Here is a 14595-nt window from a genome sequence, read left to right on the forward strand (position 1 = left end):
CTAAATTTGCTGTGTTTTGAAAAAGCGAATAATAAACAATGTTCCCTCTGCAAACTTAAGTTGCATTTTTTCGCAATTGGTAATGGTAGAAGATAGTAATGATATTGCTTTTTCTAATTCTTCTTTGCTGAATTCCATCATGATCCCTCCTGTTCAAATTGGAATTTACTAGTTGGATGCGAACTCTTAATGGATCAATAGCCCCCATTATTCTCATGCTCAGTGTTAAAACTTGGACTTTTCATAGTTGTAAGGTATGCTCGTACCTACAACTACATCTTCAATCTTATCAATAATCAGCCAATCGTCCATATTTCCTTGATGATCAAACGCAAGCGGCGATTCGATTTTCTGAACACTATCAAATTCAACTAGACATAAGCATTTCTTGTGCCAACGTTCTTTTTGTTTTTTTGTTAAATTCAACTTATCCTGATTGATATTTAGCGTTTTTACAATTTCGTCTTCTGTCAGTTTCACATAGTTTTGAACAGATTTTACAGTAGCAAAAGCAGAGATAAGTGACGTTCCTTTTTCCATAAAATAAACTGTTTCACCCTCAAACACTCGACTGTGCGGTATTTTACGACCAGCCGCACCTCTTACAACCATTGTTTTAGTTCCAGATAAAATTTTATCTAAAACATGTTCCCCCTTTTTGCCTGTATTATCACAATACACGAGATGTATCATTTTTGTTTTCCTCCCTTTTTTTGTTATCTAAATAATGAGCATCTTATAAGCCAAATTATACCCATTCATCTTCTAAAATCGCATAAATACAATCGTCATACCATTCATATTTTTTCTTATATATATAGTTTTCCCATTAGAAGTGTCTTTATTAATCCACTTTCTCTCTGTGATAACTAACATATTTTCCATACTTCCAACTAGAAATTATTCTTCTAGCCTAATTCCGCATCGAGGACAATTTTTAGGTGCATATCCATGTCTTCCAAAATAGTAACCACATTTTGGACACGTTCTAATCAAAACAAATAGTACAATTAAAACAATTGATAATATTAGTATAATAGACATCCCTATTCTCAAAGTTACTTTAGAAATCACGTCTTCCAAAATTAATAACGAGAATGCTATTAGTAATATTAGTATAGAAATTACAACACAATAATATATAATTTTCTTTTTCTTTTTAGTCCATTCTTTCAAATATTTATATTCCTTCATACAAACACTTCCTTTATTACAGGTAATTAAAATTAAATATTTTATATAAAATATTTAATTTAACAATATTAGAGACGGTTCTTTTTGATTGATATGATTTGACGATCAAAAAGAACCATCCCCATTTATACCATAAAAATTATTTAACTGCATTTGAAACAAAATAATATCCTACCATATATACTAAAAACAAATATATCGATAATACCGCAAAATAAATTGCATATTTAATACGTTTTAATTTTAGAGAACGAAAGTAGTTGCTATTGAAAATAACATATGCAATAACTGGTATAAAGAGAATAATAAGTGTTATTGCTTTTCCTATATAATCGCCGCCACCGAGTAGCAGAAACCATTGTATTATAATTATTATAGGTAATACAAAATATAGTACAAAATACAAATATAAATCAAGTAGTTTATCTGTTCTTTTTGTGCGATGATATAATTTTTTACCTGTATATATATTTTTTTTATTCTTGTAAATCCAATATGGTGTTTTACCAAAGATTGGAATAAAAATAAGAAAAATCATTAGTGGAATAACTATTTTAATAAAATTATTACTGATATATATTCTAGTAAACTCATGGTCATAGACATTACTCACATATATAAATAGAGCTATTAGTATGCTCAAAATTTTTTTAAGTTTATTTCTATTCCAAACACTTTTTACCATTTCATATTGTTGTCTATCATTGTCACAATGACACAATATATCCTCAGTAGATTTTTTACAAAACACAATAATTTTATCGTTTTTTAATACATACTTCCAACCCTTTTTCTTCATATCATCAATATATTTTTTTCTATCACCATATATTAATAAATCAAATTCATTAAATATAATAACCTCAAAATCGAGGTCTACTGGATTAACTATATCAAAATAATGCACTCCATTTTGTACAAAACTAATCAGATAACCCTTACTAGCCATTTCTTTAAAATAACTTGCTAAATTTTTGTATGATGACACCGAACCATATCTAACAATTTTTTTCATAATAGAACTCCCTATCCATACTTTATTTTACATTTATCAGATTAATGCAAACTTTAGTACGCATATATCTCGTCACTTTACAAGCACTGCACCCATTAAAATACATTTCTAATAATCAACGAGAAAAACCCGAAATTGTATTTTCATTTTTTGAATATTCTCTTTAAATAGGCGACATCTAATAAATTCACTGTCTCAAAATTTCCTTTATAAAACACACTACAGTTATTAAAAGCACAAGGCAATTCCTTTGCTTTTTGTAGCGTATCCACTTGAATTAAAGATACAGGAACGTTATTCATTTCACAGTACTGTTTTATCATCTCAATATTTTGATAGATATAAGGGCATTGCATATCATAATAAATTGTTAGCTCTTTACTTTCAATTTCTTGGTTTTTAACATTTTGTGCGAACTTTGGCATTGTTCCGTCAAAAGAAAGTGCAAGCAATTCATATCCATTATCGGTTTTATCAACAACCTTAAAACCGAACTTCTTCGCAAATGATTGGTCAGAAAGCCAAGATTTTTGTTTTTTTGCTCCTAGCATACAAATGCCGGATTTACCTCTTTCTTTGGCATCAGCCAAACAATACTCCATCAACGATTTCCCATACCCTTTTCCTTTGTGACTACCAGAAACCCATAAGCAATACAGATAATAATAGTTGTCACCCGTTATGGGAACCCAAGCTGTTTCAAGAGGAGCATATTCAATAAAAACCGTAGCCTTTTCATTTAACTTTCTAAAGACATGACCTTCATTTAGTCGGTCTGAAAGCCATTGTCTCTTTGCGTCAATACCTTGATGGGGCTTTTTACTGCGGATAATGCAGCATAAATGCTCATTGACAAGGTTTTCTGTTGTTAAGTTTACAAAATCAGTATTCATATGTACCCTCATCTATCATTATTTTTTTATATGTTACATTATGTAACACTTGTACGCTAAATCTGTCCTCTATTTCTCCAAACTCTACATCCTCTAAAAAGTGATTAACTCCTTCTGCATTTTTTTACTGAGTCCTCCCAGAACTAATTTATATGATTTTACTATCAATTCTTTCATTAAAGCATCTGGCAATTCACCTTCTAGGTTAATAGAATTCCAATGAATTTTATTCATATAGTATCCTGGAGTAACATCTTCATATTCGTTTCTAATAAACTCACCATCTGAAGGTTCTAACTTAATTGTTACTATATAATCTTCTCCTTTTTCATCTTTGCACACTGCTGCAAACATTTTGTTTCCTATCAAATATCTCGTCCACTGCCACTCTTCTTTAAAATCCTTAGTTGCACCAGGCATTGACAACAAAAATTCATCTATCCATGGATATTTCATAATCTCTATTTCACTCCCTTGAACGAATTTTTCCAAACTTACAAACAATAAACAAGATTTACCATAAAAGTAAATTTATTTAGTTTATTAAAATTATATCATTCTTTTACAATGTATGTAAATTAATATTTCTATTTTATTATCGGTATATATGCAATATAGTTTTATACTGCAAAATATATTTAAGTAATAATTAAATGTATTTTTTTTAAAAAATTTATTATTCGCCTGTAACACTTAACTGAACAACACAAAATGGTTCCTTTATATTATAATAATACACATAATGATCTCGCTTTTTATTTAATTCATCTTCATTAAGTGATGTTGGTCGTAAAAAAACCTCTATACTTCCAGTATCATCAACTAATGTTGCTCTTAAATAACCTTCTTTGTTTGGTGGCAAATAATTATCAGACATCATTTTGAAAGGCTCTGGAAAATCTTCCGTTTCAAATATATCCTTCAAATAGCCATGAATAATAAAACGTGACATTTCGATATCTTGGTTTTCTTCAAGATACTCAATACCCTTTATAGATGAAACTGTCCCTTTGTTTAGTGGCATAGAACTATTATTATAAGTATTTCTCATAGCAGAAGCATACCCTGAAATTAACCGTTCGTAAGCAACACTATTCATTATAGTGAAGTCCCTCAATTGATATTCATCCCCCTTAGGATATAATCTTAATTTATAGTGGTCATCTCCCATACGTTTATCCCATAATAAGCTACCATCTTCTTTACTGTTTTTGCCGTCAAAATAAGTTGAGAAATCTCTAAATACTTTCTTATCAATTATACTGTTTCCGTAAAGTATACTTACATTATTCAATAACCGTGACAATTCTAATTCATTAAAACGTCGCATCTGATCGGTAGAATAATTAATTGGAAAATGTAAAATCAATGACAAATATTTCTCACCCTCATTAGATCTGCTCTCAACTACACAGAAAACCCCTTCTGCATTTTTCAACACATATATTGTTTGATTCTTCTGGTAAGGTTGATTAACTTCTAAATTCCAGGATAATTGTTGTTTATTAAAAACCTGCTCCACATCCTCTTGACTAAGAGGAAATGTATATTGAATATTATCATTGTTGCATGCTGAACAAAGCATAATCATTAATACAAGCACTAAAATAGAAAATACAGATTTGCAATTCATAACTTTATCCTTCCTTAATTTTTAGTAGTGTCAACTATACACCACTGTTTTTTTACTTAAATCCTTTATTTTCAAAGGTTATAACTATTATTTCTCCCGGCGCTATGATAACGAGGATTGTTTATTAGTATAACCACCCTTAAATATAGCGCCTTACTTTGTTCATATAATTTTTGTACTCTACTCCAAACTTCTTTATGCACCATCTTTCTTCAGACAAGATAATCCAATGTGTTGATATTTGAAAGACCATTAGTATTGTAAGTAATATCCACGACCTAGTAAGCAGTACACAGCCTAAAAAATAAATAAAATATGACACATACATCGGGTTACGAGAAATCCTGTATAATCCTTTAAGATTTATGCCATTCTCCGAAGGTTTGGCAAAATTTGATACGGACGCAAGACACAGCAAGATTCCTAACCCATATGTTACCAAACCTGCATAAAACCAATATGAGTCAGTCGTAATCTTAAGAAAGAATAAATAGATAAAAATCAGAATGTTAGAAATCTGATAAAACAAGTACGCTGCTTTTTCTCTTCCAATCAACGGAGCGAAGAAAGCCGCACGTTTTAACCCTTCCTTATTTAAAATGCTTAAAAATCCAAATCTTATCAATATAAATGGAATTAACAAAAGAAAGCCGTTCATTTTATCTCCTCGTACATAACTTGTATCTCAATGCGAAGTCTTTCTATCGGGTTCACATCAAATTATGCTCATTTTACATAGTTTTGCCAATATAAAATAGTGTTTGCTGTTCTGTTCTTTTCCTGCAAAATAACAATCATCAGTATGACGTATTCTCTCAATCTCAAAATCAGAAAATATTTTTAATATTTCTTGTAATGTGACATAAAAGTGTGGTATTCCCTTTTCAGGACCTTCCTCAGTTTTTACTACTGTGTTCTCATCAATTTTTGGATATCCCGCATCTTTAAATGACCAAGTTTCTTTTGAACATAGGGTCAGATAAATTTCTCCATTAGGTTTCAAAATTCTAATTATTTCTGATAAAATTTTATGCATTCCTATAGTATCTGTATGTGAAATAACATGATAGGCAAAAACACAGTCGAAAGAGTTATCGTTATAAGGGAGACTAAGCATATCCGCAACAGTTAAATCAATAGTCAATCTTTCATCTTTTGCCCATTTTTCTAAATGACTTATACCTTCTTGTGATAAATCAAATGCAGAAACATTAAACCCCTGTTTAGCAAAGAATATGGAATGCCTTCCCAAACCACAGCCAAAATCAAGCACATCTTTATAGCCGTTTTCTTTCCAATGTTTTACAATATAATAGCTTTCCTCGCTTGGTTTCAGCCAAATTGGGCTTGTTTCCTCTTTCCAATTCCATTCTTTAGAATAATGTATTGACATACTTCATGCTCCTATCTTATATGTATTTCCATCTAATTGTAATGTAATATTATAACATTTTTACGTAAATATTACAACGCTATTTTGTGTTAGAAATAAATCCGCCCACCAGATCTAGAAATTGATTGCGCCAGAATCAGATGTGGCGCAGAACAAACACCTAAAGATCAGAAACGACAGGATTACTTTATCTTTAAAATAATTCAAAAAGTAGTGGTATTATCGAAACTTGTACGGTATAATAATTACAAGTGAGAAAAGCATTGATGTTTAATCATTTAAGTGCAAATTTTAGCACAAAGCGAGGAAAAAATATGAGCGAAAAAGGTTATGTTCCACCATATACAATAACAGATAAGACAGTAAATTTAATTTCTGCTATTACTGAAATAATAACCAAAATTATGATAAATGATAATATGAACAACAACCCAAGACTTCGAAGGGATAATCGTATCCGTACGATTCATGCCTCATTAGCTATTGAAAATAATTCTTTATCTTTAGACCAGGTGACAGATATTATCAATGGGAAGAGGATTCTTGGGGCTCCAGATGAGATATGCGAGGTAAAGAATGCCTTTGAAGCATACAACAAGCTTTTAGAAATGAATCCATATTCAGTTGAGGATATGTTACTAGCTCACAAAGTGTTGATGAATGAATTAACTAAAGAGGCAGGAACATTTCGAAGTGGTGGTGTAGGTGTATTTGCTGGAGAACAGTTGATTCATATGGCACCACCTGCAAATCAAGTTCCACATCTGATAAAAGAATTAGTTGATTGGGCAAAAAAAGCAGAAGTACATCCTCTAATAAAAAGTTGTGTGTTCCATTATGAATTTGAGTTTATTCATCCATTTGCAGATGGAAATGGGAGAATGGGACGAATGTGGCAGACATTATTGCTAAATAAATGGAAATCGCTGTTTGGCTGGCTTCCAATAGAAACATTGATCAGGGAGCGGCAAGATGAGTATTATAAAGTGCTTGGCGAATGTGACCATAGTGCTGATTCAGGAAAATTCATAGAGTTTCTGTTAAAAGCTATTTATGATGCATTATGTGAGATTGCTGATACCGAACAAGTCACAGAACAAGTAACCGAACAAGTTGAAAAACTGTTAGAGTTTATTGGTGATAAAGAATATTCAACAAAGGAGCTTATGAAATTACTAGGATTAAGGCATAGACCTACATTTAGAGATAACTATTTGTTACCAGCTTTGGAATTAGGTTATATTGAGATGACGATACCAGATAAGCCTAATAGCAGTAAGCAGAAATATAAAAAGGTGAAGAATATGCAAAAATAATTATCTACATATTTGCTTTGTTTTACAATTTTACCACAACCTGCATCACAATAACTACTAGTGTGACACAACTGTCTTACGCAAAATTATATACCAAAAATAATTTTAAAATACAATCTTATAATATGACTACAATTATTTCTTCCAATTTTTATTTTATTACCAGATTTCATAATAATAATATGATTCATTCTATCAATTTTCTTAATATTGTAAAAGTTAATTATATATCCCTTAACACAATCAACAAAAAATTCCTCTACCAACTTACCTTTAATACATTTAATAGATTCATTGGTTTCCTCTACCTCATTATTTGCAAGATGTATGATGGTCTTTTCCTTTACCCATTTAAAATACTCTACATCCTGATAAGATATAGTCATTGCAACCTTTTTCGTATTTAGTTTATACATTCCTAAAGGGCAGTTATAATTACATTCATTAAACATAATCGCATCAATATTTTCATTGCTTAACGGGTATCCAATCCACCCAATAGCCATATAGCTCAAATCATTGGCAATACAAACGCTACTCTTTTTAATATATGTTATTATATCACCATCACAAATAATCACTATATTTAAACTAATTAATTTTGCTGCTATATGCTTCAATGCAATTGACTTTGTTCTAATATACTCAATTTCCGCTTGAATATTTAAATCATTAAAGTATTTCAACATAAGATTTTTAATATCTTTTTTTGAGTAATATTATTGCTATAAATTCCTATCTTAATCATATAATCATTCCTATTTAATTTTTATGTATTATATGATTAAATATTAGTAAATTTTCGAATTCTCCTACAAATATTGATATTTAAGACTTTATAAAACTTTTTAAAGTGATTTTTTTAAAAAACTATCATTTTCATGCCATTTTAATCATTTTCAATAGCTTTTTTGTTTGTATGTTTTTTATATTTATACATTAACCATATTTAGTTAAATCAAACCTTATAATACTATATATCAATTACTTGAAAAATGTATTGATTTTTATCAAGTTTATTTACTTTTGCCATACTGTTGTGACAAGTTATTTGAGGATTCCGAACTAGAAAACATATAAGATTATTCCATAATACTTATCAACTGTCGAGCAAATGACCTTGAATTTTCAATCTTCTCATCTGATATAAATACAGATTTATAACCAAAATCTCTTTCGACAAGCATTCCAATATATTTTAATTGAGAGTGCTTACAATAGCGTTTAATACCTTCCTCAAATAAATCAGTCCCTTTTTCTGGCCTATAACCACAAGTGGTTATGATACCTAATCTTTTGCCATTCCAAAGAGAAGGTCCTTTTTCATCACCATAATACTTGTTCATTCCATATACCAAACGATCAAGCAATGCTTTCATAGGTGGTGTACAATACCATGAATATATAGGTGTAGCCAAAATAATAACATCACTGTCATATACTTTATCAAAAATTTCCTGTACATCATCGGAAATATGACATCCAAAAATTGACCAATCTTTTTGACATTTCCTACAAGCAATACAAGATTCAATATGTTTATCATAAAGCCAAATCAAATCATACTGAATTTGGTTAAGTTCAAGTTCTTCGATAAAAGGCTTTATCAATTTAAGAGTATTTCCATTTTTACGGGGACTTCCCATAAGAATACAGTATTTCATTTATACCTCCATTTGTTGATGTATACTACAATATTATACCATTAGTTCCACTATTATATATTTAATTTAAAAAACGTCTTTTTATATTTGTATAACCTCTATTAAAAGACTTTCTATTTTCTTCCTCATTCATACAAGTGTATCCATTTAGCTATAGTTCGTTATATAAAGCATATCCACTTAATAAAAAGCCAAATCCCCCAACCAATGATAATATCAAACCAACAGTGCGAAAGTTAGATGTACTATTGTCAATAATTCTTTCATATCTAATAGTATTCATAGAACCGCCATTTCTCTGTATAGCATTATGCCCCATTTTGTTCCCTATTGCAGTAGAAGATATAATTAGTATAAGTCCAATAAAAAACATAACTATCATAATACATAATGCTCTTTTTACAATTACCTTTTTCATATTTCATTTCCTTTCAAATATATTTACATATGTTGCCCTTGCTAAAAGGAAAACCATCATATATTGCAATGTACTTTTAGTATTCAATAAGCATCATATTGCAGCTTCAAGCGTATCAACTACATACTCTGTACCCTTTATTTCAGGGGATTTAATAAGGATTTTTCATAGTTGCCTACTGCGTATATTACCAATAATAATGCAACAAGATGCTAATGCTGCAAAAATGTAGGGTATATCTGTAAGAGCATTTAACCACAAAAATGCTACAGCCCAACTATTCCAGATTACCCTTATCCCTTTATTTTCCATAGCAACTTACCTCCATTATCCCAATATTTGTATAATTTATATAAAAAGCATGTTATAATTTAATGCAAACGATTACGCATTTGTTAAATTAGGCGAACTAAATAATATAACACATTTATGAGGTTTCTATACCCATATCACTTATTAAGTCTAACATAGCCTTTCCTGTCAAAACAACCTTTTTCCGTCTGAAATATTTATACCAAGCTCTTTCGCCATGCTGGTTTGCTTAAATGGATTTACTTTTTCCACTACTCCGTCACGTTTAAAAAGTGAGCCTGTATTTTTGAACCAAAATGTTACATTTGCTTTTACGCATTGTTCACGGATATTAAGTACCCAATCATAATCACATTCACGAGCCTCTCGCCCCGTTTCACCGCCAACTGTAACATGGTCTACTCCATGAAGATATGATGTTAAATCTATCGCTTCTAAAAGCGGTGCGCAGGCAATAAAACGCCGCTTTATCGGATAGGATAAAAATAATGGAAGCCTATAATCGGCCAATATTTGATTTTCGACAGTACATCCAATATTCACATTGTCATATCCAGTATCCCAATCTGAAGGAAGCGATACAAGGAAGCGGTCAATCCGCTTTGTCAAAATCAAAAACTCTATATCTGTTCTTTTCTTGATGATAGCCCATATTTCTTTACGCCATTCATCTGCTTCAGGAAGAAAAAAGTCAGTTGCAAAACATGTTGCAAGAATTTTGTTTCCTTTAATGTTGTATTCGCCTTTTGCATTTGTCCTTATAGGCCAATCAAATTTGTCTGTTTTTTCTATGACGTTTTGACCATATCGTTTTGCATGGGGTCCATAAAAATAACAATATGTGCAACCATCACTAATTTTATAGCAGCCTGTCCATGGTTCCCAGTTCATAGTGTCCTCCTTATTTAGTAAGTTTTGTTGTGTCTATATAATCAATCTTTTATGCGCCTTGTCCTCTTTCAGCCATTTTTCAGTTTCGCATCTCAACTTCTCAATATTTGTATCAGTACTGATTTCTTCTGCTGTAAGTTTCCCAAAATGTCTTTTAAATTTAGTTCAGCAATTGATTAAGTAAATACTCTTTGTTATTAATAAACATCTCTGTAACCTGATAACTTTCTGTATCTTCATAGCTAATATGCTTAACAATGTCACCATCAAAGGACAAAATATCTGCGTTTGGAATTCCAAGTAATATGGGAGAATGGGTTGCAATAATAAACTGTGCTCCTTCCTTTGCCAATTGACAAATTGTAATTAACAAAGTTAATTGCCTTTGTGGGGATAAGGCTGCTTCAGGCTCATCCAGTAAGTAAAGCCCTTCTCTGTGAAACCTATTTTGAATTAGTGCCAAGAAACTTTCACCATGAGATTGTTTATGTAAGGATTTCCCACCGTAGTAAGATAGATATCCCGGGTCATCTCTTTCGTAGCTGTCTATCTGGCTTGCCACATTATAAAAGCTCTCTGCCCTTAAAAAGTATCCATCTTTTGGGCGTATAGCACCTCTTACTAATACAATAGCATTCCCCAAGGATGAATGTGTATCCTGTGTAGAAAAGTTAAAGTTTTTAGTTCCACCTTCTGGATTAAATCCATATGCTACAGCAATTGCCTCCAATAATGTTGATTTTCCTGTGCCATTTTCTCCAACAAAAAAAGTTATATTACTTTGTATCATTAGTTCTGACAAGTTCTTTAAAGATGGTATTTCCTTAATGTAAGAACCTCTTTCAAGTCGCTCCCAGTTTATTTTTAATCCTTGAATAAAACGATTGTCCATAAGATTAACACCTTCCATTCTTTCAGTTATTTAATAAATCCCTCGAATATCTGTCCATCTATGCTGATAATTTCATCAATGGAAATCACTATGCCATCAGTCATAACGACAACTCTTTTATATTTGTCTATTTTTTTAACTATACTGATAGCAGTAACGTAGGCACCTCCATTTTTCTTAGCATCTGGTTGGAAGTAAGTAATTTCAATTTCAGGATGCTCTGCAAGCCGGTCTTCTATAATTTGCAACTTATGGCTTAAAGCGTCTTTCATATATTCATCCAATTCTACTCGCTCATCTGTCAGACTTGCAGTTTCTTTTACTTCAGCATCATAACCAGTCAGTGCAGCAAAAGGAGAAAACTGAGCTGCTCGGTCAATGGCTGTCATATGAGGGCGCGTCTTAGAGACATAATGTGGAAGATTGATGATGTCATCGTATTTCTCCGTCATGCCTTATGCCCTCCTATCAGTTTATTCCGTTCTAACGTGGTAGCGCCTTCTTCCAGATTCATACCCTTTATAATGGCATTCTTTCCGTATTTCTTTTTTATCTCCAACATTGCTTTCTGCATTTTTTTCTCACGCATAAGTTCAGCTTCTTCTTCCTCTTTTTTCTTTTTCATATCCTCGTAATCAGTAAAGGAATCAAGCTGTTCGAAGTCATCCTTCTTTTGAGTGGTTGCCTCATCAACAACATGATTAGTAAGGTTGACCCTCCTTCGATGCATAGAAGGACTTTAAATCAATCGCTATATAGGTTCTGTTATTCATAATTTCCCTTGTCACCTCCTCAAAAAATTATCCGCTTGATAAATTCCTATTTATCGGTATAATAAACAATTGTTAGTCCGTAAATTCACCAAGTTTCTCTGTTAGTTCAATTATTTCATCAATTATGTTTCCTATATAATCTATAGTATCCATAAGTGGTTTTTCTGTTGTTATATCTACTCCTGCCATTTATCTTATATACTTCTCTTTGATATACCGCCTCCACTATTCTCCATTACAGTATTGTCAAATTGACACCTCAGTTTTAAATTAAAAAAATAATTATTCTATTCAATTATTTTACGTTTCAAAGACGCAAAATATACAGAATTTTACAAATCATATTATAACACAATTTTTAAATTAATTAAATAAAATTGTTGAATAGTCGTTCATCTAAATTATTTTCATAATAGTTAGACATATTTCTCCTCCAAAATAATTTTTGCATATATGCTATATTACTATATTCAATAATAATCTAAATAAATATTATTTTGCAATAAATTTGTTCTATTATTCTACTAGTATATTATATATTTAAAATGAGGTGTTTTTCGAGCAAACTTCAATTAGCATAATTCTTACTACATTATCCCTTTCATACCTATATGTTACTTTAATTATATCAACCTGACATCGAATAATTGTCGATGATTATAGCAGTTGCTGAAATTAAGTCTTTAGAAAATCCAGGTATTATTAATAAAATAAACATTCGATTCAAAGAAGGAGTTTATCATGAAAATAAAAAAGGAAGAACTAAAAAATATAGCAATTAATGCTATTGATAAAAGAAGAGAAGATATATTAAGCATAGGTGATTCAATTTATAATGAACCAGAGTTAGGATACAAAGAATTTAAAACAGCAGAAAAGGTTAAGCAAGTCTTTGAAACTATGGGCATTCCATACGAAGAGAAAATAGGTATTACTGGCTTAAAGGGACTAATTAAAGGGAAAAATTCTAAGTATAATGTAGCAGTAATGGGAGAATTAGATTCCGTAATTTCATCAAAGCATCCAGATAGTGATCCAGAAACAGGTGCAGCTCATTGTTGCGGACATAACTGTATGATAGCTGGTATAATAGGTGTTATTTACGCTTTAAAAGATACTGCTATAATGGAAAGCTTATCAGGAGATGTTAGCATAATGGCCATTCCTGCGGAAGAATTTGTTGAGATAGGCTATAGAAATGAATTGATTAGGAAAGGTGAAATTAGTTTCTTAGGAGGAAAGCAGGAATTTATTAAGTTGGGAGCTTTTGATGATGTGGATATAGCCCTAATGCAACATACTTTTTCTAGTGAAGATGAAGGAAATGATATTATTAAGGCTTCAGCTGGAGAATCTTCTAATGGATTTATAGGCCAAGAAATTCAATTTATTGGAAAAGAATCTCATGCAGGTGGTGCTCCACACGCAGGTGTAAATGCACTAAATGCAGCTACTATTGCGCTAACTGCTATTAATGCTCAAAGAGAAACTTTTAGGGAAAAAGATTATATTAGAGTCCATCCAATTATAACTAGAGGCGGCGATTTAGTAAATGTTATTCCAGCCGATGTTCGTCTAGAAAATTACATTAGAGGGTCTAATTTAGAAGCTATATTAAGTGCTACTAAAAGAGTAACTAGATCTTGGCACGCAGGCGCAGATGCAATGGGTGCAAAATGCATTGTGAACTCACTTCCAGGATATTTACCAATTATACCAAATAAAAATCTACAAGAAATTATGCATCAAAACTTAAAGGAATTATTTGGTGAAGAGCATGTATTAAAGAATGAAGAACATACTTGTGGTAGTTCGGATGTAGGTGATGTTGCTAGTATTATCCCTACCCTGCAAGCTAGAATTGGAGGAGCTTCTGGAAACTTTCATTCAGATGATTATCGTCTTGTTAACAAAGAATTAGCTTATTTAGGAGCAGCAAAGGCTTTAACATTAAGTGTTATTGATCTTTTATATGATGACGCACAAGAGGCTGAAAGAGTAGTTAAAGAATTTGAACCAGTTTATACAAAAGAAGAATATTTAAGAAATTGGGGAAGTATAGGAGAAAAATTTAAATAAAAATACTATTGAGCACTAATTTTGTATATCCCTAAGGACTACTTATCTAATAAGTCCTTAGGGATGTTCTTTTTTCTTTTTCCATAGAGTAATTTAAACTTTTTTAGCAATTGATAATATTA

General features: G+C 31.2%; 19 protein-coding genes and 1 pseudogene. 3 read left to right on the forward strand and 17 right to left on the reverse strand.

All coding sequences use genetic code 11. From position 1 onward, the window contains the following. From J2Z76_RS05295 to J2Z76_RS05335, 9 genes are all read right to left on the reverse strand, one after another. A complete protein-coding gene (locus J2Z76_RS05295; protein WP_209510952.1) occupies positions 1 to 138 on the reverse strand; it encodes a hypothetical protein in 138 nt (45 codons plus the stop codon). An 87-nt stretch (positions 139 to 225) separates the two neighbouring features. Beyond that, complete coding sequence (locus tag J2Z76_RS05300) at positions 226 to 693, reverse strand: hypothetical protein (RefSeq protein WP_209510953.1); 468 nt, start codon at positions 691 to 693, stop codon at positions 226 to 228. A 207-nt stretch (positions 694 to 900) separates the two neighbouring features. Further along, positions 901 to 1194 (reverse strand): hypothetical protein, encoded by a 294-nt coding sequence (locus J2Z76_RS05305; protein WP_209510954.1) that lies wholly within the window; start codon positions 1192 to 1194, stop codon positions 901 to 903. Positions 1195 to 1333: 139 nt separating this feature from the next. Further along, positions 1334 to 2209 carry a DUF2812 domain-containing protein gene (locus tag J2Z76_RS05310; RefSeq protein ID WP_209510955.1) on the reverse strand — a complete coding sequence of 292 codons (876 nt, stop codon included), beginning with the start codon at positions 2207 to 2209 and terminating at the stop codon, positions 1334 to 1336. A 143-nt stretch (positions 2210 to 2352) separates the two neighbouring features. Then, the gene (locus tag J2Z76_RS05315) at positions 2353 to 3102 is read right to left on the reverse strand and encodes a GNAT family N-acetyltransferase (RefSeq protein ID WP_209510956.1); all 750 of its coding nucleotides are present in this window, start codon (positions 3100 to 3102) and stop codon (positions 2353 to 2355) included. Between the two features lie 93 nt (positions 3103 to 3195). Further along, positions 3196 to 3558, reverse strand: a complete 363-nt coding sequence (locus J2Z76_RS05320; RefSeq protein ID WP_209510957.1) for an MmcQ/YjbR family DNA-binding protein — start codon at positions 3556 to 3558, stop codon at positions 3196 to 3198. A gap of 220 nt (positions 3559 to 3778) precedes the next feature. Further along, a complete protein-coding gene (locus tag J2Z76_RS05325; RefSeq protein ID WP_209510958.1) occupies positions 3779 to 4735 on the reverse strand; it encodes a hypothetical protein in 957 nt (318 codons plus the stop codon). A 139-nt stretch (positions 4736 to 4874) separates the two neighbouring features. Next, on the reverse strand, positions 4875 to 5393 hold the full coding sequence (locus J2Z76_RS05330) for a methyltransferase family protein (protein ID WP_209510959.1): 519 nt from the start codon (positions 5391 to 5393) through the stop codon (positions 4875 to 4877). 57 nt (positions 5394 to 5450) lie between these two features. Continuing rightward, positions 5451 to 6128 carry a class I SAM-dependent methyltransferase gene (locus J2Z76_RS05335; protein WP_245210331.1) on the reverse strand — a complete coding sequence of 226 codons (678 nt, stop codon included), beginning with the start codon at positions 6126 to 6128 and terminating at the stop codon, positions 5451 to 5453. 314 nt (positions 6129 to 6442) lie between these two features. Between J2Z76_RS05335 and J2Z76_RS05340 the strand changes: the two genes are divergently transcribed. Beyond that, positions 6443 to 7444 carry a Fic family protein gene (locus J2Z76_RS05340; RefSeq protein ID WP_209510960.1) on the forward strand — a complete coding sequence of 334 codons (1002 nt, stop codon included), beginning with the start codon at positions 6443 to 6445 and terminating at the stop codon, positions 7442 to 7444. Between the two features lie 86 nt (positions 7445 to 7530). Here the strand turns inward: J2Z76_RS05340 and J2Z76_RS05345 are convergent, their stop codons facing one another. The 8 genes and pseudogenes from J2Z76_RS05345 to J2Z76_RS16605 form a co-directional block, all read right to left on the reverse strand. After that, a complete protein-coding gene (locus tag J2Z76_RS05345; protein ID WP_209510961.1) occupies positions 7531 to 8133 on the reverse strand; it encodes a LytTR family DNA-binding domain-containing protein in 603 nt (200 codons plus the stop codon). 393 nt (positions 8134 to 8526) lie between these two features. Next, complete coding sequence (locus J2Z76_RS05350) at positions 8527 to 9108, reverse strand: flavodoxin family protein (RefSeq protein WP_209510962.1); 582 nt, start codon at positions 9106 to 9108, stop codon at positions 8527 to 8529. 151 nt (positions 9109 to 9259) lie between these two features. After that, positions 9260 to 9526 carry a hypothetical protein gene (locus tag J2Z76_RS05355; RefSeq protein ID WP_209510963.1) on the reverse strand — a complete coding sequence of 89 codons (267 nt, stop codon included), beginning with the start codon at positions 9524 to 9526 and terminating at the stop codon, positions 9260 to 9262. Between the two features lie 165 nt (positions 9527 to 9691). After that, positions 9692 to 9838 (reverse strand): hypothetical protein, encoded by a 147-nt coding sequence (locus J2Z76_RS05360; RefSeq protein ID WP_209510964.1) that lies wholly within the window; start codon positions 9836 to 9838, stop codon positions 9692 to 9694. Between the two features lie 168 nt (positions 9839 to 10006). Next, positions 10007 to 10729 carry a DUF5131 family protein gene (locus tag J2Z76_RS05365; protein WP_209510965.1) on the reverse strand — a complete coding sequence of 241 codons (723 nt, stop codon included), beginning with the start codon at positions 10727 to 10729 and terminating at the stop codon, positions 10007 to 10009. 160 nt (positions 10730 to 10889) lie between these two features. Further along, positions 10890 to 11621: an AAA family ATPase gene (locus J2Z76_RS05370; protein WP_209511037.1), complete on the reverse strand. Its 732-nt coding sequence runs from the start codon at positions 11619 to 11621 to the stop codon at positions 10890 to 10892. A gap of 26 nt (positions 11622 to 11647) precedes the next feature. After that, positions 11648 to 12073, reverse strand: coding sequence for a hypothetical protein (locus J2Z76_RS05375; RefSeq protein WP_209510966.1), 426 nt, complete (start codon positions 12071 to 12073; stop codon positions 11648 to 11650). Continuing rightward, positions 12070 to 12342: pseudogene (locus J2Z76_RS16605) on the reverse strand (Y-family DNA polymerase); the annotation flags it as partial. The pseudogene J2Z76_RS16605 and the gene J2Z76_RS05375, both read right to left, overlap by 4 nt. 699 nt (positions 12343 to 13041) lie before the next feature. Here J2Z76_RS16605 and J2Z76_RS16795 point away from each other — a divergent pair. Together J2Z76_RS16795 and J2Z76_RS05385 are read left to right on the forward strand one after the other, a co-directional pair. Next, positions 13042 to 13176, forward strand: coding sequence for a hypothetical protein (locus tag J2Z76_RS16795; protein ID WP_280922369.1), 135 nt, complete (start codon positions 13042 to 13044; stop codon positions 13174 to 13176). Further along, positions 13136 to 14473 (forward strand): amidohydrolase, encoded by a 1338-nt coding sequence (locus tag J2Z76_RS05385; protein WP_209510968.1) that lies wholly within the window; start codon positions 13136 to 13138, stop codon positions 14471 to 14473. The genes J2Z76_RS16795 and J2Z76_RS05385 overlap by 41 nt, the downstream gene beginning before the upstream one ends. Positions 14474 to 14595 lie beyond the last annotated feature (122 nt).

Origin of the sequence: Sedimentibacter acidaminivorans (assembly GCF_017873955.1) — a bacterium.
Lineage (GTDB): Bacteria > Bacillota > Clostridia > Tissierellales > Sedimentibacteraceae > Sedimentibacter > Sedimentibacter acidaminivorans.

What these genes read in the sequence shown, in the direction of transcription:
- J2Z76_RS05300 (WP_209510953.1), bottom strand. Translation starts at nt 693, where the DNA reads ATGATACATCTCGTGTATTGTGATAATACAGGCAAAAAGGGGGAACAT.
- J2Z76_RS05385 (WP_209510968.1), top strand. Translation starts at nt 13,136, where the DNA reads ATGAAAATAAAAAAGGAAGAACTAAAAAATATAGCAATTAATGCTATT.
- J2Z76_RS05315 (WP_209510956.1), bottom strand. Translation starts at nt 3,102, where the DNA reads ATGAATACTGATTTTGTAAACTTAACAACAGAAAACCTTGTCAATGAG.
- J2Z76_RS05305 (WP_209510954.1), bottom strand. Translation starts at nt 1,194, where the DNA reads ATGAAGGAATATAAATATTTGAAAGAATGGACTAAAAAGAAAAAGAAA.
- J2Z76_RS05330 (WP_209510959.1), bottom strand. Translation starts at nt 5,393, where the DNA reads ATGAACGGCTTTCTTTTGTTAATTCCATTTATATTGATAAGATTTGGA.
- J2Z76_RS05320 (WP_209510957.1), bottom strand. Translation starts at nt 3,558, where the DNA reads ATGAAATATCCATGGATAGATGAATTTTTGTTGTCAATGCCTGGTGCA.
- J2Z76_RS05345 (WP_209510961.1), bottom strand. Translation starts at nt 8,133, where the DNA reads ATGTTGAAATACTTTAATGATTTAAATATTCAAGCGGAAATTGAGTAT.
- J2Z76_RS05340 (WP_209510960.1), top strand. Translation starts at nt 6,443, where the DNA reads ATGAGCGAAAAAGGTTATGTTCCACCATATACAATAACAGATAAGACA.
- J2Z76_RS05360 (WP_209510964.1), bottom strand. Translation starts at nt 9,838, where the DNA reads ATGGAAAATAAAGGGATAAGGGTAATCTGGAATAGTTGGGCTGTAGCA.
- J2Z76_RS05365 (WP_209510965.1), bottom strand. Translation starts at nt 10,729, where the DNA reads ATGAACTGGGAACCATGGACAGGCTGCTATAAAATTAGTGATGGTTGC.
- J2Z76_RS05295 (WP_209510952.1), bottom strand. Translation starts at nt 138, where the DNA reads ATGGAATTCAGCAAAGAAGAATTAGAAAAAGCAATATCATTACTATCT.
- J2Z76_RS05350 (WP_209510962.1), bottom strand. Translation starts at nt 9,108, where the DNA reads ATGAAATACTGTATTCTTATGGGAAGTCCCCGTAAAAATGGAAATACT.
- J2Z76_RS05375 (WP_209510966.1), bottom strand. Translation starts at nt 12,073, where the DNA reads ATGACGGAGAAATACGATGACATCATCAATCTTCCACATTATGTCTCT.
- J2Z76_RS05310 (WP_209510955.1), bottom strand. Translation starts at nt 2,209, where the DNA reads ATGAAAAAAATTGTTAGATATGGTTCGGTGTCATCATACAAAAATTTA.
- J2Z76_RS05355 (WP_209510963.1), bottom strand. Translation starts at nt 9,526, where the DNA reads ATGAAAAAGGTAATTGTAAAAAGAGCATTATGTATTATGATAGTTATG.
- J2Z76_RS05370 (WP_209511037.1), bottom strand. Translation starts at nt 11,621, where the DNA reads ATGGACAATCGTTTTATTCAAGGATTAAAAATAAACTGGGAGCGACTT.
- J2Z76_RS05335 (WP_245210331.1), bottom strand. Translation starts at nt 6,128, where the DNA reads ATGTCAATACATTATTCTAAAGAATGGAATTGGAAAGAGGAAACAAGC.
- J2Z76_RS05325 (WP_209510958.1), bottom strand. Translation starts at nt 4,735, where the DNA reads ATGAATTGCAAATCTGTATTTTCTATTTTAGTGCTTGTATTAATGATT.